The following is a 26,053-nucleotide window of genomic DNA, read 5'->3' as shown; positions in this document are numbered from 1 at the left end:
TCACAGACGTAACACCAGGCACACTGGTATCAACAACTACGCCTGGAGGGTGTTGCCGTGTACCGAGTTTTCGAAGCGCTCGACGAGCTTGGGGCGATCGTGGAAGAGGCCCGAGGCGTGCCGATGACGGCAGGCTGCATGGTGCCCCGCGGCGACGTCCTGGAACTGCTCGACGACATCAAGGACGCCATCCCCGGCGAACTCGACGACGCACAGGACGTCCTGGATGCCCGCGACGGCATGCTGCGCGAGGCCAGGGAGCATGCCGACAACATGGTCGCCAGCGCGACCTCCGAGGCGGACTCGCTGGTGAACAGCTCGCGCGCCGAGGCCGACCGGCTGCTCGCCGACGCCAAGTCGCAAGCCGACCGGATGGTGTCCGAGGCCCGTCAGCACAGCGAGCGGATGGTCGCCGAGGCCCGTGCCGAGGCCGATCGCATCTCCGCCGCCGCCAAGCGCGAGTACGAGGCCAGCACCGGACGCGCCAAGTCCGAGTGCGACCGGCTGATCGAGAACGGCAACCTCGCCTACGAGAAGGCCGTGCAAGAAGGCATCAAGGAGCAGCAGCGCCTGGTCCATCAGACCGAGATCGTCCAGACGGCCACGCTCGAGGCCACCAGGATGGTCGACGCCGCTCACGCCGAGGCCGACCGGTTGCGCGGTGAGTGCGACATCTACGTCGACAGCAAGCTCGCCGAGTTCGAGGACTATCTCAACGGGACGTTGCGGTCCGTCGGTCGGGGGCGTCATCAGCTGCGCACTGCCGCCGGCACCCACGACTACGCCCAGCGCTGATCGAGGTCCGCGCGTTCGGAACTCCCAGCCTGCGGTCGTAGGATTCTCTACATGGCTGGGACCAAGGGACACAGAGTTCATCGCGGCCCACGGTCACCATTCGTCCTCGACGTGTCGCAGCTGGGCCGCAGGCCCGGGTCGATGCAGGAGATTCACGACACCGTCGCGGCTCCGGCGCGCATCGGCGTGGCGCTTGCAGGCATCGAGCAGGGTGCGCCCGTCGAACTCGACCTGAGGCTCGAATCGGTGTCCGAGGGAGTATTGGTGACCGGCACCGTCTCGGCGCCCACGGTCGAGGAGTGCGCGCGGTGCCTCGCCCCGATCGCCGGGGACGTGGAGTTCGACCTCACCGAACTGTACGCGTATCCCGACAGCGCCACCGAGGCGACGACGGAGGACGACGAGGTCGGCCACGTCGTCGACGACACCGTCGATCTCGAGCAGCCGATCGTCGACGCCGTCGGCCTCGCGTTGCCGTTCTCGCCGCTGTGCACCGATGACTGCCTCGGCCTGTGCGTCGACTGCGGCGTACGGCTCGCCGACGCCGAACCGGGCCACGGCCACGAGAAGATCGACCCGCGTTGGGCCAAACTCACCGCGATGATGCCCACCGATCAGGATGCCTCGCGCACCGAGGAGGGCCGCGCGTGACGGTTGACCGGACGCCACTGCTCGAGGCGCTCGGAGTGGACCTGCCCGACGAGTTGCTGACCATGGCGCTCACCCATCGCAGTTACTCGTTCGAGAACGGTGGGCTGCCGACCAACGAGCGGCTCGAATTCCTCGGCGACGCCGTGCTCGGTCTGCTCGTCGCCGACATCCTGATCCGGCGGCACCCGGACAGCCCCGAGGGTGAACTCGCCAAGCTCCGCAACAGCATCGTCAACACCCAGGCGCTGGCGACCGTGGGCCGTGGTCTGGCCGACGCGGGGCTGGGCGCGTTCCTGCTGCTCGGCCGCGGCGAAGTCGTGACCGGCGGCGCCGACAAGGCCAGCATCCTGGCCGACGGCGTGGAGGCCCTGCTGGGCGCGGTGTACATGCAGCACGGCTTCGACGCCTCGCGTGAGGTCGTGCTCCGCCTGTTCGGCGACCTGCTCGACACCGCACCGTCACTCGGCGCTGCGCTGGAGTGGAAGTCGAGTCTGCAGGAACTGACCGTCGCACGCGGGCTCGGCGTGCCTAAGTACGTCGTCACCTTCGACGGGCCCGACCACGACCGGGTGTTCACCGCCGTCGTGTTGATCGACGGCGACGAATACGGTTCCGGCGTCGGCAGCACGAAGAAGGAAGCCGAGATCAAGGCGGCCGCGCAGGCCTGGACGTTGCTCGACGCCCAAAGTGCCGGCGACGGCGGCATATCCCCGTCGCCCGACGATGCCTGAGCTTCCCGAAGTCGAGGTGGTGCGCCGCGGGCTCGACGCGCACGTCACCGGCAGGACCATCACCGCGGTGCGCGTGCACCACCCCCGTGCGGTCCGACGGCACGTGGCAGGCGGTGCCGACCTGACCGGGCGGCTGCTCGGAGCCAAGGTCGTCGGAACCGGCAGGCGCGGCAAGTTCCTGTGGCTGGTGCTCGGCGGTGACCGTTCCGACGAGGCCCTGGTGGTCCATCTCGGGATGAGCGGGCAGATGCTGCTCGGCGAGATCGCGAAGACCGACCACCTGCGCATCGCGGCGCTGCTCGACGACGGCACCGCGCTGAGCTTCGTCGACCAGCGCACCTTCGGCGGGTGGATGCTCGCCGACCTCGTCACCGTCGACGGCACCGACCTGCCCGAGCCGGTCGCCCACATCGCCCGCGACCCGCTCGATCCCGAGTTCGACCGCGACGCCGTCGTGAAGGTGTTGCGCGGCAAGCACTCCGAGATCAAGCGCCAACTGCTCGACCAGACGGTGGTCTCCGGCATCGGCAACATCTACGCCGACGAATCGCTGTGGCGCGCCAAGGTCAACGGCGCCCGGCTGGCCGAGTCGCTGACCAAGCCCAAGCTCGCGGAGATCCTCGACCACGCCGCCGACGTGATGCGCGACGCCCTGAGCCAGGGCGGCACCTCGTTCGACTCGCTCTACGTGAACGTCAACGGCGAGTCCGGCTACTTCGACAGGTCGCTCGACGCCTACGGCCGCGAAGGCGAGCCCTGCCGTCGGTGCGGCGCGGTGATGCGCCGGGACAAGTTCATGAACCGCTCGTCGTTCTACTGTCCGCGGTGCCAGCCGAGACCGCGCCAACCGAGAACGAAGGTTTGACGAATAGACCGCCGAGCGTGCGTGTTGTTCGCTTCGCACCCGGCGTGTCTGCCGCAGACACGCACGCTCGCGGATGAACTGAATGAACTGAGAGAAGAGGACCGTCATGACCGAACTGTGGGTCGAGCGCACCGGCGTGCGCCGCTACACCGGGCGGAGTTCGCGTGGGGCGGAGGTGCTGATCGGCTCCGAGGACGTCGAGGGCGTCTTCACGCCGGGCGAACTGCTGAAGATCGCGCTGGCTGCCTGCAGCGGGCTGAGCAGCGACTACCCGTTGCGCAGCCGGCTGGGCGACGACTATCAGACCACCATCAGGGTGTCCGGCGCGGCCGACCGCGATCAGGAGCGCTACCCGCTGCTCGAGGAACGCCTCGAGGTCGACCTGTCGGGTCTCAGCGAGGCCGAGGTGGCCAAGCTCAAGACCATCGTCGAGCGCTCGATCGACAAGGTGTGCACCGTCGGCCGCACGCTCAAGAGCGGCACCGAGGTGACGTTCGAGGTCGCCCATGAGCCGCGTGCCTGACCCCGGCGGTCCGGTGCGGCTGAGCGCCTGGGTGCACGGTCGCGTGCAGGGCGTCGGCTTCCGGTGGTGGACGAGGTCGCGGGCGCTGGAACTCGGGCTCACCGGGTTCGCCGCCAACAAGTCCGACGGCCGCGTCCACGTCGTCGCGCGCGGCCCGCGCGAGGCGTGTCAGCGGCTGCTCGACCAGCTGCGCGGCGGCGACACGCCCGGCACGGTCGAGACCGTAGTCGAGGACTGGTCCGACGCAGGTGAGGCGTTCGACGGCTTCGTCGAAAGGTAGGCCGTGAGGTAGGCCGAAAGGCGACCGGCGCCGACGGTACCGGGCGGTAAGGTGGCACCCCATGCATCTGAAGAGTCTGACGCTGAAGGGCTTCAAGTCCTTCGCCTCGCCGACGACTCTGCGCTTCGAACCCGGCATCACCTGCGTGGTCGGACCCAACGGCTCGGGCAAGTCCAACGTCGTCGACGCGCTCACGTGGGTGATGGGTGAGCAGGGCGCCAAGACGCTGCGCGGCGGCAAGATGGAAGACGTCATCTTCGCGGGCACCTCGTCGCGCGCCCCGCTCGGCCGCGCCGAGGTGACGCTGACGATCGACAACTCCGACAACGCGCTGCCGATCGAGTACGCCGAGGTGTCGATCACCCGGCGGATGTTCCGCGACGGCGCGGGCGAGTACGAGATCAACGGCAGCAGCTGCCGACTGATGGACGTCCAGGAACTGCTGAGCGACTCCGGCATCGGCCGCGAGATGCACGTCATCGTCGGTCAGGGCAAGCTCTCGGAGATCCTCGAGTCGCGCCCCGAGGATCGTCGCGCGTTCATCGAGGAGGCCGCGGGCGTCCTCAAGCACCGCAAGCGCAAGGAGAAGGCGGTCCGCAAGCTCGACGCGATGGCGGCGAACTTGGCGCGGCTGACCGACCTGACCACCGAGCTGCGGCGCCAGCTCAAGCCGCTGGGCCGCCAGGCCGAGATGGCCCGCCGCGCCCAGACCATCCAGGCCGACCTCCGCGACGCACGCCTACGCCTGGCCGCCGACGACCTGGTCACCCGGCAGTCCGAGTTCGAGAACACGAACCAGGCCGAGACGACGCTGCGCCGCGACCACGACGACGTCACCACCCGTCTCGAGGCCGCCACCGTCGAACTCGCAGCACACGAGGCGGCGGTCAGCGGACTGTCCGGCCGCGCCGAGGCCGCGCAGCAGACGTGGTTCCGACTCTCCGCACTCGCCGAGCGCGTCAGCGCGACGGTGCGCATCGCCCGCGACCGCGCCGCGCACCTCGAGGCCGCGGTCGAGACGTCCTCGGGCGCGGACCCCGACGCGCTGGACGCCGAGGCCGACGAGGTCGCCGAGCACGAGCGGGAGCTGCTCGAGGAACTCGAGGAGTGCAAGCTGCGGCTCGAGGCCGCCCGCGAGGAACTCGCCGAACGCGAGCGCGTCGCCGCCGAAGCCGAGCGCGCGCACACCGCCGCGGCCCGCGCCGAGGCCGACCGCCGCGAAGGTCTGGCCCGGCTGGCGGGCCAGGTCGACACGATGCGCACCCGCGTCGAATCGACCGACGAGAGCGTCGCCCGGCTGACGGCCAGCATCGAGGACGCCGCCAACCGCACCGAGGCGGCCAGGGCCGCGTTCGAGACGGTGCAGAGCCGCGTCGGCGAACTCGACGCGGGCGAGGCGGGACTCGACGAACACCACGACCGCACCGTGGCGGCCCTGCGGCTCGCCGACGAACGCGTCGCGGAACTCCTGGCCGCCGAACGCGGCGCCGAACGTCAGGTCGCGTCACTGCGCGCACGGATCGACGCACTCGCCGTCGGCCTAAACCGGCGCGACGGAGCCGCCTGGCTCCGCGAGAACCACGACGGCGCAGGCCTGTTCGGGTCGGTGCCCAAACTGGTCCGGGTACGGCCCGGCTACGAGGTGGCCATCGCCGCGGTCCTGGGCTCGGCCGCCGACGCGGTGGCCGCCGACGATTTCGGCGCCGCCCGCACGGCGGTGACCGCGCTCAAGCACGGCGACGGCGGTCGGGCGGCGCTCGTCCTGGGCGACTGGCCCGAGGACGCCACCGCCGGGCGCGGCGGCGACCTGCCCGTAGATGCGACGTGGGCGCTCGACCTCGTCGAGACGCCGCCCCGACTGCAGGGAGCGTTCTCCGCGCTGCTCGGCCACGTGGTCGTCGTCGAGGACCTGGCCGCCGCGCAGCAGCTCGTCGCCGAACGGCCCCGGCTGCACGCCGTGACGGCCGACGGTGACGTCGTCGGCGCGGGCTGGGTCAGCGGCGGATCCGACCGGCAGCCGAGCACGCTCGAGATCGCCTCCGAGATCGACAAGGCCAAGGCCGACCTCGAACGGTCCGAGCGGCAGGTGGGCGAACTGGCCGCCGCGCTCGCAGGCGCGCAGGCCGAACAGCAGGCCCGCCAGGACGCCGCCGAACAGGCACTGGCCGCACTCAACGAATCCGATGCGGCGATCTCGTCGGTCTACGAGCAACTGGGCCGCCTCGGCCAGGAAGCCCGCATCGCCGACGAGGAGTGGCAGCGACTGATCCGTCAGCGCAGCGAACTGGAGACCGGCCGCGATCGGACGCTCGAAGAGCTGACCGAGCTGGAGACCCGGCTGCACAACGCGCAACAGGCGCCCACGATGGAAGCCGAACCCGTCGACCGGCACGAGTCGGCCGCAGCCGCGGACATGGCACGGGCCGTCGAGGTCGAGGCCAGGCTCGCCGTGCGCACCGCCGAGGAACGCGCGAACGCCGTGCGCGGCCGCGCCGAGTCGCTGCGACGGGCCGCCGCCGCCGAACGCGAGGCCAGGTTGCGCGCGCAACGCGCCAAGCAGGCCCGCGAGCACGCCGCGAGAGTGGCTGCGGCAGTGGAGGAGTCGGCACGGCTCATCGCCGCGCGGCTCGCCGATGCCGTGGCCGTCGCCTCGCGTACCCGCGATGAGCTGGCCGAGGAGCGCAGGCTCAGCAGCGAGGGTCTGACGCGGTCCCGCACCGAGGTCAACGAGCTCGGCGCCCGGCTCAACGCCCTCACCGACGCGCTGCACCGCGACGAGCTCGCCAAGGCGCAGGCGGCGCTGCGCATCGAGCAGCTCGAGCAGCAGGTGCTCGAACAGTTCGGCATGGCCGTCGCCGACCTGGTCGCCGAGTACGGTCCCCAGGTCCCGCTCCCGCCGACCGAACTCGAGATGGCCGAGTACGAGCAGGCCCGCGAGCGCGGCGAGCAGGTGACCGAGCCCGCGCCCATGCCGTTCGACCGGCCCACCCAGGAGCGGCGCGCGAAGAAGGCCGAACGCGAACTGGCCGAACTCGGGCGGGTGAACCCGCTGGCGCTCGAGGAATTCGCCGCGCTCGAGGAGCGGTACAACTTCCTGTCGACCCAGCTCGAAGACGTCAAGGGTGCCCGCAAGGACCTGCTCGACGTCATCACCGACGTCGACGACCGCATCCTGCAGGTGTTCACCGAGGCCTACGCCGACGTCGAGCGGGAGTTCACCGGGGTGTTCGCCTCGTTGTTCCCCGGCGGCGAGGGCAGGCTGCTGCTGACCAACCCGAGCGACATGCTGACGACCGGCATCGAGGTCGAGGCCCGGCCACCCGGCAAGAAGGTCAAGCGCCTGTCGCTGCTCTCCGGTGGCGAGAAGTCACTGACGGCAGTGGCGATGCTGGTGGCGATCTTCCGGGCCCGGCCATCGCCGTTCTACATCATGGACGAAGTCGAGGCAGCGCTCGACGACGTGAACCTGCGCCGCCTGCTCGGGCTGTTCGAGCAGCTGCGCGAGCGTTCCCAGCTGATCGTCATCACCCACCAGAAGGCCACGATGGAGATCGCCGACGCGCTCTACGGCGTCACGATGCAGGGCGACGGCATCACGCAGGTGATCTCGCAGCGGCTGCGCGGCCAGGACGTGCAGTCCGGCAGGGAAGGCAGCGACCGCGGCGAATCGATGGTCTCGGCTCCGAACTGACCAGGTGGCGGGTCACCGGTCGTCGGGGCCGTCGACGCCCCCTGAGACAATGACCCGGTGACCGAGATACTGCCTCTAGGCGTCTGGATCGCGATCGCGGTCGTCGCGATCCTGCTCATCATCGCGCTGGTCGTCGGGCTGGTGCGATACCGGCGCCGGCGGATCAGTCTGTCGTCGCCCGACGCCACGACCACCCAGCTCGACAAGTCCGGCGGGTACACGGCGTCATCGGGCATCACGTTCAGCCAGGCCGCGCCACCGTCGACCGTCGAACGACCCCCCGTCTCTCCCAAGCAGCAGCCCGGGCGGCTGGACACCAGCGGACTGCCCGCGGTGGGCGACGACGCCACGATCCCGCGCGACGCCCCGAAGCGGCCCATCGCCGACGTACGGCTGCCCGACCCCGTCGAGGTCGAGCCGGAGCCGCCGGCAGCCAGGCCGGAACCCGAGGCCACGCCCGTCGCACCCGAGCCGGTGGTCGAGCCCGAGCCCGTCGTCGACGAGCCGCTCGCCCCGGCCGCGCCCGAGATCGACACGATCTCCCCGGCCGAGGGCAGGCTCGAACGCCTGCGCGGCAGGCTCGCGAAGTCCCAAGGCGCACTGGGCCGCAGCATGCTGGGCCTGCTCGGCGGCGGTGACCTCGACGAACAGTCGTGGGAGGATATCGAAGACGTCCTGCTGATCGCCGACCTCGGTCCCGTCGTCACCGAACGCGTCGTCGCCGCACTGCGCGTCAAGATGGCCAGCAGCAACGTCCGCACCGAGGCAGACGCCAGGGCCGTGCTGCGCGAGGTGCTCGTCGGTGAGCTGTACCCGGACATGGACCGCTCGATCCGTGCGCTGCCGCACGACGACAAGCCGTCGGTACTGCTGGTCGTCGGCGTCAACGGCACCGGCAAGACCACCACCGTCGGCAAACTCGCCCGCGTGCTGGTCTCCGACGGGCGGCGCGTGGTGCTCGGCGCGGCGGACACCTTCCGCGCCGCGGCCGCCGACCAGCTGCAGAGCTGGGCCTCCCGCGTCGGCGCCGAGGTGGTCCGCGGCCCCGAGGGTGCCGACCCCGCATCGGTCGCCTTCGACGCCGTCGACAAGGGCATTGCGACGGGCGCCGACGTCGTCGTCATCGACACGGCAGGCCGCCTGCACACCAAGACCGGGCTGATGGACGAACTGGGCAAGGTCAAGCGGGTCGTGACCAAGCGCGCCGCCGTCGACGAGGTGCTGCTGGTGCTCGACGCGACGATCGGCCAGAACGGGCTGCCGCAGGCGCGTGTCTTCGCCGAGGTCGTCGAGATCACGGGTGTGGTGCTGACCAAGCTCGACGGCACCGCCAAGGGCGGCATCGTGTTCCGGGTCCAGCAGGAACTCGGGGTGCCCGTGAAACTCGTCGGACTGGGCGAGGGGCCCGATGATCTGGCGCCGTTCGAACCGGGTGCGTTCGTCGACGCCCTGCTCGGCTAACGCGTACGTCGAATCCGCTCGGCCGTCGGCAAATCCCAGCGGGAAACACAGGTGTAACACCGAGGGCCGATCCGTTCACGCGTGCGAAACGCCTGTGAACCACGGATGAAACCAGTGACCACGACTCTCATCGGGAGGCCGATTCACCTCGGCGCACTTCCCAAGGAGGTTCACACAAAGTGGTCTTAGCCTTACCCGACGATGCGTTCTTGCCGTTCGGCCCAGACGGGCTGAGTTCCGGCGACACCGCCTGGGTACTCACCTCGGCCGCACTGGTGTTGTTCATGACACCGGGCCTGGCGTTCTTCTACGGCGGCCTGTCGCGCCAGAAGTCCGTCCTGAACATGATGATGATGTCGTTCGGCTCACTCGGCCTGGTCAGCGTCATCTACGTGCTGTGGGGCTACTCGATGTCCTTCTCCAACGGGCACACCGGCGCCAACGACATCGGCGGCATCATCGCCGACCCCTTCGCGCTGTTCGGCCTGAGCCAGCTGCTCGAGACCAAGGAACTCGCCGACGGCGCAACGGGCTTCGTGCTCGGCGGCTTCGGCACCGTCCCCGCCATCGTGTGGGCGGCGTTCCAGTTGACCTTCGCGGTCATCACCGTCGCGCTCATCAGCGGCGCCGTCGCCGAGCGCATGAAGTTCGGTACGTGGATGCTGTTCGGCGGCATCTGGGTCACCCTGGTGTACTTCCCGCTGTCGCACATGGTTTGGGGCGGCGGCCTGCTGTCGGCGTCCGAAGGCGGCATCGCGGCGAAGTTGTTCGGCGTCGACGAGGAGGGTGCTGCCAACGTGGCACCCATCGACTTCGCCGGTGGCACCGTCGTGCACATCAACGCAGGCATGGCCGCTCTCGTCCTCGCCGTGCTGCTGGGCAAGCGCGCCGGATTCGGCAAGACCGCGTTCCGTCCGCACAACATCCCGTTCGTGATGCTCGGTGCGGCCATCCTGTGGTTCGGCTGGTTCGGCTTCAACGTCGGATCCGAGGGCGCCGCAGACATGATCGCCGGCCAGGTGTGGATCAACACGACCGCTGCCACCGCCGCCGCGATGCTGTCCTGGCTCGTGGTCGAACGCATCCGCGACGGACACGCGACCAGCGTGGGCGCCGCTTCGGGTGTCGTCGCGGGCCTGGTGGCCATCACCCCGGCGTGCGGCGCGCTCACCCCGGTCGGCTCGCTGATCCTCGGTGCGGTCGCCGGTGTGCTGTCGGCATTGGCCATCGGACTGAAATACAAGTTCGGCTACGACGATTCGCTCGACGTGGTCGGCGTCCACCTGGTCGCAGGCCTGTGGGGCACCGTCGGCATCGGCTTCCTGGCCTACTCGACCGAGGAGCCTGCCGGCCTGTTCTACGGTGGCGACTACAAGCAGCTGGTCGTGCAGATCGTGATCGCACTGGTGGCCGTGATCTTCACTGGCATCATGACCGTGATCATCGCCTTCATCGTCAAGCCGCTGGGCTGGCGGGTCACCCGCGAGGACGAGGACACCGGCATCGACGAGACCGAGCATGCGGAAACTGCGTATGAACTCGCTTGATCGGGAAGTATTCACGATGACCCCCAAAGTGACCCGGAAGGGATCGACTAAATGAAGCTGATCACAGCGATCGTCAAGCCGTTCACGCTCGAAGACGTCAAGACGGGCCTCGAGCAGACCGGCATCCTCGGCATGACCGTCAGTGAGGTCCAGGGTTACGGGCGTCAGAAGGGCCACACCGAGGTCTACCGCGGCGCGGAGTACTCGGTCGACTTCGTCCCGAAGGTCCGGGTCGAGGTGCTGGTGGACGACTCCGCCGTCGACAAGGTGGTGGACGTCATCGTCCAGGCCGCCCGCACCGGCAAGATCGGTGACGGGAAGGTCTGGGTCAGTTCCGTGGACACCGTCGTGCGGGTACGCACCGGTGAGCGGGGAACCGACGCCATTTGATGCGACCGTGATCTGACGCGTCGTCTCCCGGACGCGCACTCATCGACACACGACAGCACGTCCGGGGAAGGACCGAGATGACGAAGCAGACACCAGATCCCGCCGCCGGAGCCTCTCGATGGGAGGCTCCGCCGGCGGGATCTTCGCGTCCGGCCACCGATCTGGCCAAGGCCGCCGCACAGCTCCTGAGCGGCGGTGCCCGGCAACTGGATTCGGGTGCGCTACGCAACGCGCTGCTCGACCTGCACGAGTTCTGGCTCACCACCAAGGCCGCCGAGATCGGAATCACGCCCACCAGTGGGTTCGCCATCGTGGCTACCGGCGGACTCGGCCGCGGCGAGTTCCTGCCCTACTCCGACCTGGACTTGACCCTGGTGCACGACAACATGCCGCGCGACGTCGTCACCCAGGTCGCCGAACTGCTCTGGTATCCCCTGTGGGACGCCAACATTCACATCGACCACAGCGTGCGGACCGTGCCCGAGGCGCTGCAGGTTGCCGGCGAGGACATCTCCGCCGGCCTCGCGATGCTCGACGCCAGGCACATCGCCGGTGACGCCGATCTGTCCGCGCTGCTCGTCGGCGGCGCCCGCAGGCAGTGGCGCACGGGGATAGCCCCGCGCTTCGAGGAACTCGTCGCACACGCCGAGGCGCGCTGGAACCGCAGCGGCCAGATCGCGCACCGCGCCGAGCCGGACCTGAAGAACGGCCGCGGGGGACTGCGCGACGTCCAACTGCTCAACGCCCTTGCCATCGCGCAACTCGCCGACGTCTACCCGAGCACGCTGCTCGCGTCGCCGACGGGCACGCTCGGCGATGCGCACCTCGCGCTGCTCAACGTCCGCACCGAGCTGCACCGCATCTCGGGCCGCGGACGGGAGATGCTGCTGGCGCAATACGCCGACGAGATCGGCGCGGCGCTGCGCATCGGCGACCGGTTCGATCTGGCCCGCACGCTCTCCGACGCCGCGCGCACCATCAGCTACTACGTCGACGCAGGGCTGCGGACGGCGGCCAACGCGCTGCCGCGCCGCGGGTTCGCCGCACTGCGCAGGCCCATCCGCAGGCCGCTCGACGAAGGCGTCATCGAGTTCAACGGCGAGGTCATCCTCGCCAAGGGCGCACGCCCGGAACGCGACCCCGGCCTGATCCTCCGCGTGGCCGCGGCCTCGGCGCTGACGGGCTTGCCGATGGCCGCCTCCACGCTGAGCCGACTGTCGGAGGCCGCACCCGAACTGCGTACGCCGTGGCCACCCCAGGCCCTCAAGGACCTCCTGGTGATGCTGGCGGCCGGTCCGTCGGCGGTGGCCACGATCGAGGCCCTCGACCGGACGGGGCTGTGGGGCAGGCTGTTCCCGGAATGGGGTGCGGTGCGCGACCTCCCGCCCCGCGACGTCGTCCACATCTGGACGGTGGACCGGCATCTGGTCGAAACGGTCTCGCGGGCAAGCGCATTCACTACGCGGGTGTCGCGTCCGGACCTGCTGGTGCTCGGCGCGCTGTGCCACGACATCGGCAAGGGTCGCGGCGGCGACCACAGCGTCATCGGCGCCGACCTGGCCGTCCAGATTGGCACGCGGCTCGGCCTGTGGAGCGACGACGTGGAGCTGCTGTCGAAAATGGTCCGCTTCCACCTCCTGCTGCCCGAGACCGCGACGCGGCGCGACCTGCAGGACCCGAAGACCATCTCCGCGGTCGTCGACAAGCTCGGCGGGGATACGGTGCTGCTCGAGCTGCTTCACGTTCTCGCCGAAGCCGATTCGCTGGCCACCGGACCCGGGGTGTGGGGTGATTGGAAGGCGTCGCTGATCGGCGACCTGGTGCGTCGGTGCCGCCTCGTCATGACGGGGGAGCCGCTACCGCAGCCCGATCCGGTCGAACCGCGGCACCTCGCCCTGGCGGCCGACGGCGGCGTGCACGTCGACATGGTCGCCACCGACGCGCACGTCTTCAGCGTCACGATGATCGCCCCCGACCAGCACGGTCTGCTGTCGAAGGCGGCGGGCATCCTGGCGCTCAACTCGCTGCGCGTGCACTCGGCGTCGGTCAACAGCCACGAGGGCGTCGCGATCAACACCTTCGTGGTGTCACCGCACTTCGGGTCGCCGCCCGCGGCCGAGTTGCTCCGGCAGCAGTTCATCCTCGCGCTCGCGGGCGACCTCGACGCGATCAGCACCCTCGAGCGGCGCGACGCCGATGCCCAGGGGCTGCTCGCCGCCACCACCGGGCGTGCCGGCGAGATCCCGGCGGCCGTGCCCGGCAATCCTGCCGTCGCGCCGCCGCGGATCCTGTGGGTCGACGGCGCCCAGGGGGAGTCCGCCGACAAACTCATCGTGCAGATCCGCAGCACCGACCGGGCCGGGCTGCTCGCCCGCCTGACCGCCGTCATCGAGCGCGACGGGCTCGACATCGCCTGGGCGCGGGTGACGACGCTGGGATCGTCGGTGATCGACGTGTTCGGGCTCGTCGTGCCCGAGGCCTACCGTCGGGATCGCGCGGACGCCGAGGACGCTCGCCGGGCGCTGGAGGAGCAGATGTACGCGGTGCTTCCCACGCCGCCGCGGGCGAAGCCGGTGTCCGAGGCGAGTTGATCGGTGACACATCCATCGAAACTGCGCTGAGGGTCGTCGATCATCCGGAACCACAGCCCTGGGAGCAGTTTCGTCGGCGGTCCGGCGCGTACGTGCGTTTCACCAGCGGCTGCGCCGTGTCGATATCCTTGGCCCGCTAGGCTGGCCCCGTGTTCGAATCCCTCTCCGATCGGCTGACCGGGGCGCTCTCAGGCCTGCGCGGCAAGGGGCGGCTCTCCGATGCCGACATCGACGCCACCGCGCGCGAGATCCGACTGGCACTGCTCGAGGCCGACGTCTCGCTGCCCGTCGTCCGCGAATTCATCAACCGTGTCAAGGAACGGGCCAAGGGCGCCGAGGTCTCGGGCGCGCTGAACCCCGCCCAGCAGGTCGTCAAGATCGTCAACGACGAACTCATCGGGATCTTGGGCGGCGAGACCCGCAACCTGACGTTCGCCAAGACGCCGCCCACGGTCGTGATGCTGGCCGGCCTGCAGGGCTCGGGTAAGACGACGCTGGCGGGCAAGCTCGCGAAGTGGCTCAAGGGCCATGGCCACACCCCGCTGCTGGTGGCGTGTGACCTGCAGCGTCCCGGCGCGGTGACCCAGCTCAAGATCGTCGGCGAGCGGGCAGGCGTGTCGGTGTTCGCGCCGCACCCGGGTGTCTCGCCCGGCGGCGAGGGCATCGAGACCATGACCGCGGGCAACCCGGTCGAGGTCGCCGCCGCCGGTCTGGCCGAGGCGAAGGCCAGGCACTTCGACGTGGTGATCGTCGACACCGCGGGACGCCTGGGCATCGACGAGGAGCTGATGGGCCAGGCCGCGGCCATCCGCGACGCCGTCGACCCCGACGAGGTGCTGTTCGTCCTCGACGCCATGATCGGTCAGGACGCCGTCACCACGGCCGACGCGTTCCGCGAGGGCGTGGGATTCACCGGTGTCGTGCTGACCAAGCTCGACGGCGACGCCCGCGGCGGCGCCGCGCTGTCGGTGCGCGAGGTGACCGGCGTTCCGATCCTGTTCGCCTCCACCGGCGAGAAGCTCGAGGACTTCGACGTCTTCCATCCCGACCGGATGGCCAGCCGCATCCTCGGCATGGGCGACGTGCTCTCGCTCATCGAGCAGGCCGAGCAGCACTTCGACGCCGAACAGGCCGAGGCCACCGCCGCCAAGATCGGGTCCGGTGAGCTGACCCTCGAGGACTTCCTCGAGCAGATGCTGGCGATCCGCAAGATGGGTCCGATCGGCAACCTGCTGGGGATGCTGCCCGGCGCGGGCCAGATGAAGGACGCGCTCGCCGCCGTCGACGACAGCCAGCTCGACCGCGTGCAGGCCATCATCCGCGGCATGACGCCGCAGGAACGCGCCGACCCGAAGATCATCAACGCCTCCCGGCGGCTGCGCATCGCCAACGGCTCCGGCGTCACGGTGGCCGAGGTGAACCAGCTCGTCGACCGCTTCTTCGAGGCGCGCAAGATGATGTCCCAGATGGCCGGGCAGATGGGTATGCCGTTCGGCCGCAAGGGATCGACACGCAAGGCCGCCAAGGGCAAGAACAAGCAGGCGGGCAAGAAGAAGGGCAACCGGGGGCCGACGCCGCCGAAGGTCCAGAGCCCGTTGGGTGCCGGTGGCCTGCCTGCCGGCTTCCCCGACCTGTCGAAGATGCCCAAGGGTCTCGACGAGTTGCCGCCGGGGCTGGCGGACTTCGACCTGTCGAAGCTGAAGTTCCCCGGCCAGAAGTAGGCGATGACTCCGCTGCACGTCCGCGGCCGGGCACTGCCCGACGGTGAGCCCGTGCAGTGGTGGATCGACCTCGGCGTGCTGAGCGCCGAGCCGATCGCCAACGCGGAGACGGTGTTCGGAGCCGACGGGGATGGCGGCTGGATCATCCCCGGTCTGGTCGACGCGCACTGCCACGTCGGGCTGGGCCCCGGCGGGGCGGTCGACTTCGACCAGGCCGTCGAGCAGGCCGAGACCGAACGCGACCGCGGTGCGCTCCTGTTGCGCGACGCCGGGTCGCCGGTGGACACCCGCAGCCTCGACGACCGAGACGACCTGCCGCGCATCATCCGCGCGGGCAGGCACATCGCCCGTCCCAAGCGCTACCTGCCCGGTGTGCCCATCGACGTCGAGGACGAGTCGCAGCTGCCCGCCGCGGTCGCCGAACAGGCCCGGTTCGGCGACGGCTGGGTGAAGCTGGTGGGGGACTGGATCGACCGTGGCGCAGGCGATCTGGCGCCGCTGTGGTCCGACGACGTCCTGGTCGATGCGATCGCGGCCGCGCACGCGGAGGGCGCGCGCGTCACCGCCCACGTCTTCGGCGAGGACGCGCTGCCCGGGCTGATCAACGCGGGCATCGACTGCATCGAACACGGCACCGGCATCACCGACGACGTGATCGAGCTGATGCTCGAGCACGGCACCGCGCTGGTCCCCACGCTGATCAACATCGAGAACTTCCCCGGAATCGCCGACGCGGCAAGCAAGTACCCGACGTACGCCAAGCACATGCGCGACTTGTACGCGACGTGCCACCAACGGGTCGGCGCGGCCCACGACGCCGGAGTGCCGATCTTCGCGGGCACCGATGCGGGCGGCATGATCGCCCACGGTCGCATCGCCGACGAGGTCGCCGCGCTGCGCACTGTCGGACTGTCGGCGACGGACGCCCTGGGCGCCGCATGCTGGGGTGCGCGTGCCTGGCTGGGTAGACCCGCGCTCGAACACGGCGCTCCCGCCGACCTGGTCTGCTACGCCGACGATCCCCGGCAACCGGGCGTGCTCGACCACCCCGCGCTGGTCATGCTGCGCGGCAGGGTCTTTCGCTAGTACACGTCGCGCACGTAGCGGTGGGTCTTGATCAGGTCGTTGACGTAGGCGTGCGCCGATTCTGCATTCAGGTCACCCTCGGTCTGGATGATGCGGCGCAACGTCTCGTCCACGTCCTTGGCCATGCGCTTCTCGTCGCCGCAGACGTAGAGGTGCGCGCCGTCCTGCAGCCATCCGAACAGTTCGGCGGCGTGCTCCCGCATCCGGTGCTGGACATACGTCTTCGGGGCGTCGCCGGACCCGTCGCGCGAGAAGGCGAGGTCGAGGCGGGTGAGCGCGCCCGAGGCCGCGAAGCCCTCCAGCTCGTCGCCGTAGAGGAAGTCGGTCCGGCGTCGGCGGTCGCCGAAGAACAACCATGACCGGCCCGACGCTCCGGTGGCCTGGCGCTCCTGCAGGAACGCCCGAAACGGTGCGATGCCGGTGCCCGGTCCGACCATGATGATCGGTACGTCGTCGGCGGGAAGGCGGAAGTTGTTGTTGGGCCGCAGTTGGACTCGCAGCGTGTCGCCGCGGTCGGCGAGGAACGTCGACGCCACACCGCCGTGCCGCCGGTCGCCCGCGGCGTAGCGCACGGTGGCCACCGTCAGGTGGACGTAATCGGGGTGGGCGAGTGGGCTCGATGCGATCGAGTAGTCGCGAGACTGTAAAGGGCGCAACGCATCGACGACCTCGTCGACGGTGAGGTGGGCCCGCTTCACGAGGTCGAGCACGTCCTCGCCGTACGCTGCGTCGCCTGCGGCATCCTGCAGAGCCCGCGACGGGATGCGGATCTCTCGGTGCTCGGTCAGCAGCACGCCGAGCGGCTGGTCGTGATCGGGGACGACGTGGTCTGGTCCCACGCCGAGTTGGGCGAGCAGCGCGTCGACCAAGACCGGATCGTTGGTGGCATGCACTGCGAGGGAATCGCCTGCACGGTAGGTGATCCCGGTGCCGGTGAGGTCGATCTCGTAGTGCCGCACCTCCTTGTCGGATTCCGGGGCGGTGAGGAGCCGGTTGACGGTGACCCGGGTGTCGACGGGTAGGTGGCGCTCGCGGTTCGCAGTTGCGACGGCCTCGGTCGACGGCGCGTCGGCGAGCGGGGTGGGCGCCGGCGCGTTCTGCGCCTCCTGCAGGAGCTTGACGACGTCGGTGGTCCACGCGGCGGCCGGTTCGTCGTAGAAGCCGTCGACGTCCACCCGCTCGGTCAGCCGCGTGGCGCCCAGCGCCTCCAACCGTTCGTCGAGCAATTTGCCTGCGTTGCAGAACAAGTCGTAGGACGTGTCGCCGAGTGCCAGCACCGCGAAGCTCAGCTGATCGAGGCGCTCGGCATCCTCGGCCGCGAGCGCCTCCCAGAACAGCAGTGCGTTGTCGGGGAACTCCCCGTCGCCGAACGTCGAACACACGACCACGAAGTGGGTGGCCGCCCGAAGGTCGGCGTAGTCGACCTGGTTCAACTCGACGGCCTCGGCCGCGATGCCCGCGGCGGCCGCGCCCTCGGCGAACGTCATGGCGGCGTCTTCGGAGTTCCCCATGTCCGTGCCGTAGGCCACGATCAGCGAGAAGTCGGGTCCGTCGGTCACCTGGCTCCTCGGGGTCGATCGACGCCGTCTGCGCCGGATTAGGGTGACCTTACTTCGCTGGAATGTCCGGTGGGGGCCTCCCTTTCGATACTCTCGGCGGCATGCCCGAGCAGCCCCGCCGCGTCGTCGACCTCAGCCACCCGATCCGCGCGGGACTGATCACCTACCCGGGACTGCCCGCGCCGGTCATCGAACCCCACCTGACCCGTGCGGATTCCCGCCAGAAGTACGCGCCGGGCACCGAGTTCGCGATGGACGTCATCACGATGATCGGCAACACCGGTACCTACCTCGATTCGCCGTTCCACCGCTACGCCGACGGACGCGATCTGGCCGGCCTCGACCTGGAGAGCCTCGTCGGCCTGCGAGCCGAGGTGTACCACCTCGTCGAGGACTGGAGCGCTCACCGACGCGGCATCGGTCCCGACGCGCTGGCCGGCCGGGACGTACGCGGTGCCGCCGTGCTGCTGCACACCGGGTGGGATCGTCACTTCGGTACGCCCGCATACGGTTCCGGCGCGCCGTTCCTCACCGCCGACGGCGCGGACTACCTCGTCGACGCCGGCGCCGTACTCGTCGGCATCGACTCGCTCAACATCGACGACACCGAGTCCGGTGGCGAGCGCCCCGCCCACACCGTGCTGCTCGGTGCCGGCGTCCACGTCGTCGAGCACCTGACGCGTCTGGGCGACGTGCCGGAGACCGGTGCCCGGTTCACCGCCGCGCCGCCCGCCGTGGAGGGCTTCGGGACGTTCCCGGTGCGGGCGTTCGCCGAGCTGCCGGTCAGGGCTGGCTGAAACCCCAGTCGAGCAGGGCGACGGCCTGGCCGTAGAGGTCGCCGCTGCCATACATCTGCACCACGACCAGCCGTCGCGTCCCGCGTTGGGCGGCACCGACGTAGGTCTTGCGGGCCAGGTTCGTGTAGCCGGTCTTCCCGCCCAGATCGCCGGGATAGCGGCTGAGCAACTCGTTCTGCGCCGCGAGTGTCTTGCCGGGGAAGCGGGCCGACGGCTGCCGCAGGACGTGGGCGATCATCGGATAGGTCAGCGCTGCGCGGAAGATCATCGCCAGGTCGTGCGGCGTCGTCACCGACTCCCATCCCGGGCCGTCGAGACCCGAGGGCGACGAGGCGCGCGTGCTGCGGGCGCCCAGGCTCGCGGCCTTGCGGTTCATCGCCGCGACCGCGACGCGCTGCCCGCCCAGCATGTCGGCCAGCATGTTGGCCGCGTCGTTGCCCGACACCATCAGCAGCGCCTCGAGCAGCTGGCGGGTCGTGTACGGCTGGCCCGGCACCAGCCCGACGCACGAGCACTCGACCTGGGTGTGCGACTGGTTGGCGCGGGCGAAGTTGTCGGGGCTGAGGTGGTCGAGCACGACCATCGCGAGCAGCACCTTGATCGTGCTCGCCGGCGCGTAGGAACCGTGCGGGTCCTTCGACGCCAGCACCGCGCCGGTGTCGAGGTCGGCTAGCAGCCACGCCTTGGCGGGGCCGTCGGCGATCGCGGCGGCGGGTTCGACGTTGGGCTGTGCGGTCGCGAGGACGGGCGACGCGGTCAGCATCGTGGCGAGGGCGAGGGCCATCGCCGCGAAGAGTGTCCGCACGAACGCCGACGCTACGGTCGGATGGACTCGATCCGGTCTCGCTCAGATCGCGATTCGAGGAGTCTCACCCGCGCCCACCGCGGGAAATGCTCCACGAATCGCTAGAGGGCGCCGATCCCGGTCGAGCGGTCCTGGGCGAAGCCCCAGTCGAGCAGGCTGGTCGCCTGATCCCAATAGGTGGGGCCGCCCTCGCGGACCAGGCCGAACATCATGGCCACGACGAGGCGGCGGCCGTTGCGCTCTGCGGCGCCGACGTAGGTCTTGCGGGCGACGTCGGTGAATCCCGTCTTGCCGCCCAGCATGCCGGGGTAGCGGAACAGCATCTCGTTCTGGTTGACCAGGGTGATGGTGCCCGTCTCGGTGGGGAACGGGGCCGTGCGGGCCGAGGTGATCGCGGCGAACGCCGGGTTGCCAAGCGCTGCGCGGAAGATCACGGCGAGGTCGTGCGGGGTGGTGTAGCCGTCGATGCCCGGCCCGTTGAGGCCCGACGGCGATCCGGCCCTGGTCGCGGCGGCCCCGAGCGCGGCGGCCTTGGCGTTCATCTTCGCCACCGCGGCGTCGGTGCCACCGAGCATGTGGGCGAGTGTGTTGGCCGCGTCGTTGCCCGACACCAGCAGCAGGCCGTCGAGGAGTTCGCCCGCGGTGTAGGTGCGGCCCGCGGCGACCCCGGCGCAGTTGCACTCCACCTGCGTGTCGGACTCGTCGGCGACCACGGTCGCGTCGAGCGGCAGCTCGTCGAGCGCGACGAGCGCGAGCAGGGTCTTGATGGTGCTGGCAGGGGCATGGGTCACGTACTGGTCGCGCCCGGCCAGGATCTGGCCGGTGTCCATGTCGGCGACGATCCACGCAGGGGCGGGACCGTCGGGCACCGGGACCGCTCCGGCCGGCTGAATGTCGACGTCGGCGACGGCCGTGGGTGCGGTGAGGACGAACACGCCAACGAGACAGCCGAGGAGAGCGGCCGCATACTTGCCCATGGGTCCAGGAGCCTAACCCGAGGACCTGAGTGTGACGCAGGTCGTGTTTGGCCCCATGGTTCCCGGGCTATTCGAGCGGCGCGGGTGACGATCTTGATTCACCATGAATTCACCAACCCCGTCGCCCCGACGACGAGAGGTATGTGACTTCATGTGCGGCATCGCCGGCGAGATCGCCACGGGGCGACCGGCCAATTTGACGGCGGTCGCGGCCATGACCGATGCGATGGTCACGCGCGGCCCGGACAGCTCCGGCATGTGGTCGAGCGACCGCATCGCGGTGGGCCACCGCCGGTTGGCCATCATCGACTTGTCCAGCCACGGTCACCAGCCGATGCACGACCCCGAACTCGGCCTGACCGTCGCGTTCAACGGCTGCATCTACAACTACCCCGAACTGCGGCGTGAGCTGATCGGAAAGGGCTACCGCTTCTTCTCCCACAGCGACACCGAGGTGGTCCTCAAGGGCTACAAGGAGTGGGGCGAGCGCGTCGTCGAGCATCTGTTCGGCATGTTCGCGTTCGCCGTCACCGAGACCGATAGCGGCCGCGTCCTGCTGGCCCGCGACCGCCTCGGGGTGAAGCCGCTGTACTGGGCCGACGTCGTCGAGCCCGACGGGAGCCGGGCGCTGCGCTTTGCGTCCTCACTGCCCGCTCTCGTCGCGGCAGGCGGCGTGGACACCGACCTCGATCCGGTCGCGCTCCACCACTACCTCAGCTTCCACTCCGTGGTGCCCGCCCCGTACACGATCCTCAAGGGCGTGCGGAAGCTGCCGCCCGGCACGCTCATGCGCATCGAGCCCGACGGGTCCCGCTCGGAGAAGACCTACTGGGAGCCGGTGTTCGAGCGGTCCGACGAACGGGCTGGCTGGTCGGAACAGGACTGGCAGGAGGCGGTGCTGGCGTCGCTGCGCACCGCGGTGGAGCGGCGCCTCGTCGCCGACGTTCCGGTGGGATGTCTGCTCTCGGGCGGCCTGGACTCCAGTCTGATCGTGGGCCTGCTCGCCGAGGCGGGCCAGCACGGACTGAAGACCTTCTCGATCGGCTTCGAGGCGGCGGGCGGCGAAGAGGGCGACGAGTTCAAGTACTCCGACGTGATCGCCAGGCACTTCGCCACCGACCACCACCAGATCCGCATCGACACCGCGCGCATGCTGCCGTCGCTGTCCGGTGCGATCGGCGCGATGAGCGAGCCGATGGTGAGCCATGACTGCGTCGCGTTCTACCTGCTGTCCGAGGAAGTCAGCAAGCACGTCAAGGTGGTGCAGTCCGGCCAGGGTGCCGACGAGATCTTCGCCGGCTACCACTGGTACCCGCCGATGGCCTACGCCGCCGACGGTGACCCCGCGGATGCACTGAGCCGGTACCGGCCCGCCTTCTTCGACCGCGACCACGAGGCGCTCAACGGCCTGCTGCAACCACGGTGGCGGCTCGACCACGACGCCTCGGGCGAGTACGCGCTGCGGCACTTCTCGCATCCCGGCGCGGCCACGGCCACCGACCGCGCGCTGCGCCTCGACACCACCGTGATGCTCACCGACGATCCGGTGAAGCGCGTCGACAACATGACGATGGCGTGGGGGCTCGAGGGCCGGGTGCCGTTCCTCGACCACGAGCTGGTCGAACTGGCGGCCACCTGCCCGCCCGGGCTGAAGACCGCCCACGACGGCAAGGGCGTGCTCAAGGAGGCGGCGCGGCGGGTGATTCCGGCCGAGGTCATCGACCGGCCCAAGGGCTACTTCCCGGTGCCGGCGCTCAAGCACCTCGCAGGCCCGTACCTGGACCTGGTCCGGGACGCCCTGCACAGCGACGCCGCGCGGTCGCGCGGGCTGTTCGACGCCAAGGCGGTCGACGGGCTGCTGGCCGACCCGAACGGCAACCTCACCCCGCTGCGCGGCAACCCGCTGTGGCAGGTCGGGCTGCTCGAACTGTGGCTGGCCCGCCACGTCGACGGAAACGGATGACGTGACCTCGCAGACAGCCGACCAGACAGAGCCCACCCAGGGCGTCGTCCAGGACCTGGGCTGGGGGCGGCTGGTGTTCGGCCAGACGTTCGCCGACCCCCAGGAGTTCGGCAACGCGTTGCGTGGGGAGGCGAGCGGCCGGCGCGACATCGGGATGTACCTCGACGCGCCGCACGTGTTCGTCGCGCTGCACCCACACGAGTTCTTCATCGACCCCAGCTTCACCTACCGGCTGACCTTCGACCGTCCGGGCGACTATCGCCCCGCGGACGTCACGGGGGTGTCGGTGCGCAACGTCACCTCGCTCGAGGACTGCGCGGCCATCAACCACATCTACGTGCAGTGCCGCATGGTGCCCGCGGACGTCGACCTGATGTGGCGCAACGCCGAGTCCGAACCGCACATGGTCTACCTGGTCGCCACCGACGACGAGACGGGTGCCGTGATCGGCACCGTCACCGGAATCGACCACCGAATGCTGTTCGACGACGAGGAGAACGGCTCGAGCCTGTGGTGTCTGGCCGTCGATCCGACGGTGTCGCGGCCGGGCGTCGGTGGCCTGCTGGTGCGCTCGCTGGTCGAGGAGTTCGTCCGCCGCGGCCGGTCGCAGATGGACCTGTCGGTCCTGCATGACAACGAGGGCGCCATCGCGCTGTACGAGCGGATGGGGTTCGAGCGGGTGCCGCCACTGGGCATCAAGCGCAAGAACGCCATCAACGAGAAGTTGTTCGCCCCGGTCCAGGAGGAGGAGGGTCTCGCCGAACTCAACCCCTATGCGCGGATCATCGCCGACGAGGCGATCATGCGCGGCATCGCCGTCGAGGTACTCGACGGCAAGGGCGGGTACCTGCGGCTCACGCACGGCGGCACCAGCATCGTGACCCGAGAGTCGTTGTCGGAGTTGACCAATGCCGTCGCGATGAGCCGTTGCGACGACAAGCGCGTGGCACGCAAGGTGGTGTCGGACGCAGGCATCCGGGTGCCGCGCGGACGTACGGCCACCTTCGACCGCGAGGACTACGAGTTCATGCGCGAGGTCGGGTCGGTCGTGGTCAAGCCCGCACGGGGTGAGCAGGGCGCCGGGATCACCGTGGGTGTGAGCAAGCCCGACGACCTCGACCGCGCGATCGAGTGGGCGGCCAAGCACTGCCCGGACGTCATCGTCGAGGAGCGGTGCGAGGGCGAGGACCTGCGTCTGGTCGTCATCAACGGCAAGGTGGTCGCCGCGGCGGTCAGGCGGCCGCCTGAGGTCGTGGGCAGCGGTACGCACACCATCCGGCAGCTGATCGAGGCGCAGAGCCGCAGACGGTCGGCCGCCACGCACGGCGAGTCGGTCATCCCGGTCGACGCGCTGACCGAGGACACCGTGCAGGAAGCCGGCTGGAAGCTCGACGACATCCTGCCCACCAACGAACGCCTGGTGGTGCGTCGCACTGCCAACCTGCACACCGGCGGCACGATCGTCGACGTCACCGACGACATCAACCCGAAGCTGGCCAAGGTCGCCGTCGACGCCGCCGACGCCATCGGGATCCCGGTCACCGGAATCGATCTCATGGTGCCCGACATCGGGGAGGACGAGTACGTCTTCATCGAGGCCAACGAGCGGCCGGGCCTGGCCAACCACGAGCCCCGCCCCACTGCGCAGGCGTTCGTGGACCTGCTATTCCCGAGGACCGCAGCGACGCCGTGGGCGTGGCAACCGGGCCCCGTGGAGCAGACCTAGCGAGGGCCTACGATCTCTGAGCGTCACCCGCGTGGGGACGCACTGTCGAACCGAGCCTCGAAGGAGCAAACGTGTCCGAAATCGCGGCCATGCCCGTGGACGACCGAACGTGGATGGTCGACACGCTGCTGGCGCTGCTGCAGACCCCGAGCCCGTCGGGTCGCACGGACGCGGTGATGCAGTTGATCGGCGACATCCTCGACGGCCTCGGCGTGCCGTTCACGCTGACCCGGCGTGGAGCGCTGACCGCTGAGCTGCCGGGCGAGTCGGACACCATCGACCGTGCGCTGGTCGTGCACGCCGACACCATCGGCTGCATGGTCCGCGACCTGAAGGACAACGGCCGCCTCGAACTCGTGCCGGTCGGCACGTTCTCGGCGCGGTTCGCAGCAGGCGCACGCGTCCGCATCTTCGGCGGCGATCCCGACGCGTTCATCACCGGAACGGTCATGCCGCTCAAGGCGAGTGGGCACGCGTTCGGCGACGAGATCGACACCCAGCCCACCGACTGGGAGCACGTCGAGGTGCGCGTCGACCGCAAGGTGTCCTCGCGCGCGGATCTGCAGCGCCTCGGCCTGAACGTCGGCGACTTCGTCGCGTTCATCACCAGCCCCGAACTCACCGAGGACGGGTTCATCGTGTCCCGCCACCTCGATGGCAAGGCCGGTGTCGCGGTGGCGCTCGCGCTCGCCCGCACCGTCGCCCAGAAGGAGATGGTGCTGCCGCACCGCACCACGATCATGGTCACGATCACCGAAGAGGTCGGCCACGGCGCCAGCCACGGTCTGCCGCCGGACGTCGCCGAACTCATCTCGGTGGACAACGCGGTGTGCGCGCCAGGGCAGCACTCCATCGAGGACGGCGTGACGATCCCGATGGCCGATCTACACGGCCCGTTCGACTACCACCTCACCCGCAAGCTGTGCCGCCTCGCCGAGGACCACGGCATCCCGCACGCGCGGGACGTGTTCCGCTACTACCGCTCCGACGCCGCGGCCGCGATCGAGGCAGGGGCTGGCACCCGTGCGGCGCTGGTGGGCTTCGGGCTCGACGGCAGCCACGGGTGGGAGCGCACGCACCTGCAGTCGCTGGAGGCGACCTACAACCTGCTGAACTGCTGGATGCAGACGCCGCTGACCTTCGGCAGTTGGGACGCCCACCCGTCGGGCAAGCTGCGCGACTTCCCGTCGTCGAAGCAGCCCGCGCCCAGCGAGCAGTGGGTGCCGCTGTCGCGCGGCGACTTCACCGAGCCGGGCGAGTGGTCGGGTGAGCAGTGGCCGCCTGCCGAGGGTCCGCAGGCCTGATCGGTCATTCGCTGCGCCGGAACGGTCGATGGCGGTAGAACTCTTGGTGTGCTGAGCCTCGAAGAGATCTCCGACCGCCTCGAAATCCAGCAGCTGCTGGTTGACTACTCGACGGCGATCGACAACCGGCGGTTCGACGACCTCGACCACGTGTTCACCCCGGACGCCTACATCGACTACCGCGCGATGGGCGGCATCGACGGCACGTTCGGCGACGTGAAGAAGTGGCTGGCCGAGGTGCTGCCGAACTTCCCGGCGTACTCCCACCTGATCGGGAACTACGACGTGAAGATCACGCGCGACGCCACTGCGGTCACCGCAAAGTCGCGCATCATCTGCTTCAACCCGATGATGCTGGGTGGTTCGCCCGAGGCGCCGGGGCGGATCATGTTCTGCGGGCTCTGGTACGACGACGAGTTCGTGCGCACCGAGCAGGGCTGGCGGATGACGCGGCGCGTCGAGACCAAGTGCTTCGACAAGATCGTCTGATCGGATGTGACCGCCCGGCGGCGGCGATTTCCATCTGACCAGCACGCTCTGGCACAATGGGCGGCTGTCTGCCCCGCGACACGGTTCGAGTGAAATCGCTC

General features: G+C 69.8%; 21 protein-coding genes. 18 read left to right on the top strand and 3 right to left on the bottom strand.

Annotation, left to right across the window (positions count from 1 at the left end):
• Window positions 1-57 precede the first annotated feature (57 nt).
• The 13 genes from sepIVA (at window position 58) to G6N61_RS08950 (ending at window position 16,332) form a co-directional block, all read left to right on the top strand.
• On the top strand, window positions 58-795 hold the full coding sequence (gene sepIVA / locus G6N61_RS09010) for a cell division protein SepIVA (RefSeq protein WP_163918210.1): 738 nt from the start codon (window positions 58-60) through the stop codon (window positions 793-795).
• Window positions 796-846: 51 nt separating this feature from the next.
• Window positions 847-1,446: a YceD family protein gene (locus tag G6N61_RS09005; RefSeq protein ID WP_163918209.1), complete on the top strand. Its 600-nt coding sequence runs from the start codon at window positions 847-849 to the stop codon at window positions 1,444-1,446.
• Window positions 1,443-2,177, top strand: coding sequence for a ribonuclease III (gene rnc, locus G6N61_RS09000; RefSeq protein WP_163918208.1), 735 nt, complete (start codon window positions 1,443-1,445; stop codon window positions 2,175-2,177). The genes G6N61_RS09005 and rnc overlap by 4 nt, the downstream gene beginning before the upstream one ends.
• Window positions 2,170-3,042 (top strand): bifunctional DNA-formamidopyrimidine glycosylase/DNA-(apurinic or apyrimidinic site) lyase, encoded by an 873-nt coding sequence (gene mutM, locus G6N61_RS08995; protein ID WP_163918207.1) that lies wholly within the window; start codon window positions 2,170-2,172, stop codon window positions 3,040-3,042. Before rnc ends, mutM begins: the two co-directional genes overlap by 8 nt.
• A 106-nt stretch (window positions 3,043-3,148) precedes the next feature.
• Window positions 3,149-3,565 (top strand): OsmC family protein, encoded by a 417-nt coding sequence (locus G6N61_RS08990; RefSeq protein ID WP_163918206.1) that lies wholly within the window; start codon window positions 3,149-3,151, stop codon window positions 3,563-3,565.
• Window positions 3,549-3,845: an acylphosphatase gene (locus tag G6N61_RS08985; RefSeq protein ID WP_163918205.1), complete on the top strand. Its 297-nt coding sequence runs from the start codon at window positions 3,549-3,551 to the stop codon at window positions 3,843-3,845. Before G6N61_RS08990 ends, G6N61_RS08985 begins: the two co-directional genes overlap by 17 nt.
• A 61-nt stretch (window positions 3,846-3,906) precedes the next feature.
• Complete coding sequence (gene smc / locus G6N61_RS08980) at window positions 3,907-7,536, top strand: chromosome segregation protein SMC (protein WP_163918204.1); 3,630 nt, start codon at window positions 3,907-3,909, stop codon at window positions 7,534-7,536.
• A 57-nt stretch (window positions 7,537-7,593) separates the two neighbouring features.
• Window positions 7,594-8,997, top strand: coding sequence for a signal recognition particle-docking protein FtsY (gene ftsY / locus G6N61_RS08975; RefSeq protein ID WP_163918203.1), 1,404 nt, complete (start codon window positions 7,594-7,596; stop codon window positions 8,995-8,997).
• Between the two features lie 179 nt (window positions 8,998-9,176).
• Window positions 9,177-10,544 carry an ammonium transporter gene (locus G6N61_RS08970; protein WP_163918202.1) on the top strand — a complete coding sequence of 456 codons (1,368 nt, stop codon included), beginning with the start codon at window positions 9,177-9,179 and terminating at the stop codon, window positions 10,542-10,544.
• Window positions 10,545-10,595: 51 nt separating this feature from the next.
• Entirely contained in the window at window positions 10,596-10,934 is a 339-nt protein-coding gene (locus G6N61_RS08965) for a P-II family nitrogen regulator (protein ID WP_163798060.1), read from the top strand.
• A gap of 77 nt (window positions 10,935-11,011) precedes the next feature.
• On the top strand, window positions 11,012-13,525 hold the full coding sequence (locus G6N61_RS08960) for a [protein-PII] uridylyltransferase (protein WP_163918201.1): 2,514 nt from the start codon (window positions 11,012-11,014) through the stop codon (window positions 13,523-13,525).
• A 149-nt stretch (window positions 13,526-13,674) separates the two neighbouring features.
• Window positions 13,675-15,246: a signal recognition particle protein gene (gene ffh, locus G6N61_RS08955; RefSeq protein WP_163918200.1), complete on the top strand. Its 1,572-nt coding sequence runs from the start codon at window positions 13,675-13,677 to the stop codon at window positions 15,244-15,246.
• Between the two features lie 3 nt (window positions 15,247-15,249).
• A complete protein-coding gene (locus G6N61_RS08950; RefSeq protein WP_163918199.1) occupies window positions 15,250-16,332 on the top strand; it encodes an amidohydrolase family protein in 1,083 nt (360 codons plus the stop codon).
• On the opposite strand, the gene G6N61_RS08945 is transcribed toward G6N61_RS08950, so the two are convergent.
• Window positions 16,329-17,891 carry a diflavin oxidoreductase gene (locus tag G6N61_RS08945; RefSeq protein ID WP_163918198.1) on the bottom strand — a complete coding sequence of 521 codons (1,563 nt, stop codon included), beginning with the start codon at window positions 17,889-17,891 and terminating at the stop codon, window positions 16,329-16,331. The genes G6N61_RS08950 and G6N61_RS08945 overlap by 4 nt on opposite strands.
• A 101-nt stretch (window positions 17,892-17,992) precedes the next feature.
• On the opposite strand from G6N61_RS08945, the gene G6N61_RS08940 reads away from it, so the two are divergent.
• Window positions 17,993-18,688 (top strand): cyclase family protein, encoded by a 696-nt coding sequence (locus G6N61_RS08940; RefSeq protein ID WP_163918197.1) that lies wholly within the window; start codon window positions 17,993-17,995, stop codon window positions 18,686-18,688.
• On the opposite strand, the gene G6N61_RS08935 is transcribed toward G6N61_RS08940, so the two are convergent.
• Window positions 18,675-19,493, bottom strand: coding sequence for a D-alanyl-D-alanine carboxypeptidase family protein (locus tag G6N61_RS08935; RefSeq protein WP_181017719.1), 819 nt, complete (start codon window positions 19,491-19,493; stop codon window positions 18,675-18,677). The genes G6N61_RS08940 and G6N61_RS08935 overlap by 14 nt on opposite strands.
• Window positions 19,494-19,594: 101 nt before the next feature.
• Complete coding sequence (locus G6N61_RS08930) at window positions 19,595-20,470, bottom strand: D-alanyl-D-alanine carboxypeptidase family protein (RefSeq protein ID WP_163918196.1); 876 nt, start codon at window positions 20,468-20,470, stop codon at window positions 19,595-19,597.
• 151 nt (window positions 20,471-20,621) lie between these two features.
• On the opposite strand from G6N61_RS08930, the gene G6N61_RS08925 reads away from it, so the two are divergent.
• The 4 genes from G6N61_RS08925 to G6N61_RS08910 all read left to right on the top strand — a co-directional run bounded on the left by G6N61_RS08925 (window position 20,622) and on the right by G6N61_RS08910 (window position 25,952).
• Window positions 20,622-22,433, top strand: coding sequence for an N-acetylglutaminylglutamine amidotransferase (locus G6N61_RS08925; protein WP_163924701.1), 1,812 nt, complete (start codon window positions 20,622-20,624; stop codon window positions 22,431-22,433).
• Window position 22,434: 1 nt separating this feature from the next.
• Window positions 22,435-24,159, top strand: coding sequence for an N-acetylglutaminylglutamine synthetase (gene ngg, locus G6N61_RS08920; protein WP_163918195.1), 1,725 nt, complete (start codon window positions 22,435-22,437; stop codon window positions 24,157-24,159).
• A gap of 71 nt (window positions 24,160-24,230) precedes the next feature.
• Complete coding sequence (locus tag G6N61_RS08915; protein WP_163918194.1) at window positions 24,231-25,463, top strand: osmoprotectant NAGGN system M42 family peptidase; 1,233 nt, start codon at window positions 24,231-24,233, stop codon at window positions 25,461-25,463.
• Window positions 25,464-25,511: 48 nt separating this feature from the next.
• Window positions 25,512-25,952 (top strand): nuclear transport factor 2 family protein, encoded by a 441-nt coding sequence (locus tag G6N61_RS08910; RefSeq protein WP_163918193.1) that lies wholly within the window; start codon window positions 25,512-25,514, stop codon window positions 25,950-25,952.
• Window positions 25,953-26,053 lie beyond the last annotated feature (101 nt).

This window comes from Mycolicibacterium arabiense (assembly GCF_010731815.2).
Classification (GTDB): Bacteria; Actinomycetota; Actinomycetes; order Mycobacteriales; family Mycobacteriaceae; genus Mycobacterium; species Mycobacterium arabiense.
The sequence above is the reverse complement of the archived record's forward strand: the minus strand, read 5'-3'. Positions and strand labels throughout refer to the sequence as shown.

Coding starts and splice junctions, on each gene's coding strand:
- G6N61_RS09005 (WP_163918209.1), top strand. CDS start 847: ATGGCTGGGACCAAGGGACACAGAGTTCATCGCGGCCCACGGTCACCA.
- G6N61_RS08925 (WP_163924701.1), top strand. CDS start 20,622: ATGTGCGGCATCGCCGGCGAGATCGCCACGGGGCGACCGGCCAATTTG.
- G6N61_RS08990 (WP_163918206.1), top strand. CDS start 3,149: ATGACCGAACTGTGGGTCGAGCGCACCGGCGTGCGCCGCTACACCGGG.
- G6N61_RS08930 (WP_163918196.1), bottom strand. CDS start 20,470: ATGGGCAAGTATGCGGCCGCTCTCCTCGGCTGTCTCGTTGGCGTGTTC.
- G6N61_RS08950 (WP_163918199.1), top strand. CDS start 15,250: ATGACTCCGCTGCACGTCCGCGGCCGGGCACTGCCCGACGGTGAGCCC.
- G6N61_RS08940 (WP_163918197.1), top strand. CDS start 17,993: ATGCCCGAGCAGCCCCGCCGCGTCGTCGACCTCAGCCACCCGATCCGC.
- G6N61_RS08985 (WP_163918205.1), top strand. CDS start 3,549: ATGAGCCGCGTGCCTGACCCCGGCGGTCCGGTGCGGCTGAGCGCCTGG.
- G6N61_RS08965 (WP_163798060.1), top strand. CDS start 10,596: ATGAAGCTGATCACAGCGATCGTCAAGCCGTTCACGCTCGAAGACGTC.
- mutM (WP_163918207.1), top strand. CDS start 2,170: ATGCCTGAGCTTCCCGAAGTCGAGGTGGTGCGCCGCGGGCTCGACGCG.
- smc (WP_163918204.1), top strand. CDS start 3,907: ATGCATCTGAAGAGTCTGACGCTGAAGGGCTTCAAGTCCTTCGCCTCG.
- G6N61_RS08960 (WP_163918201.1), top strand. CDS start 11,012: ATGACGAAGCAGACACCAGATCCCGCCGCCGGAGCCTCTCGATGGGAG.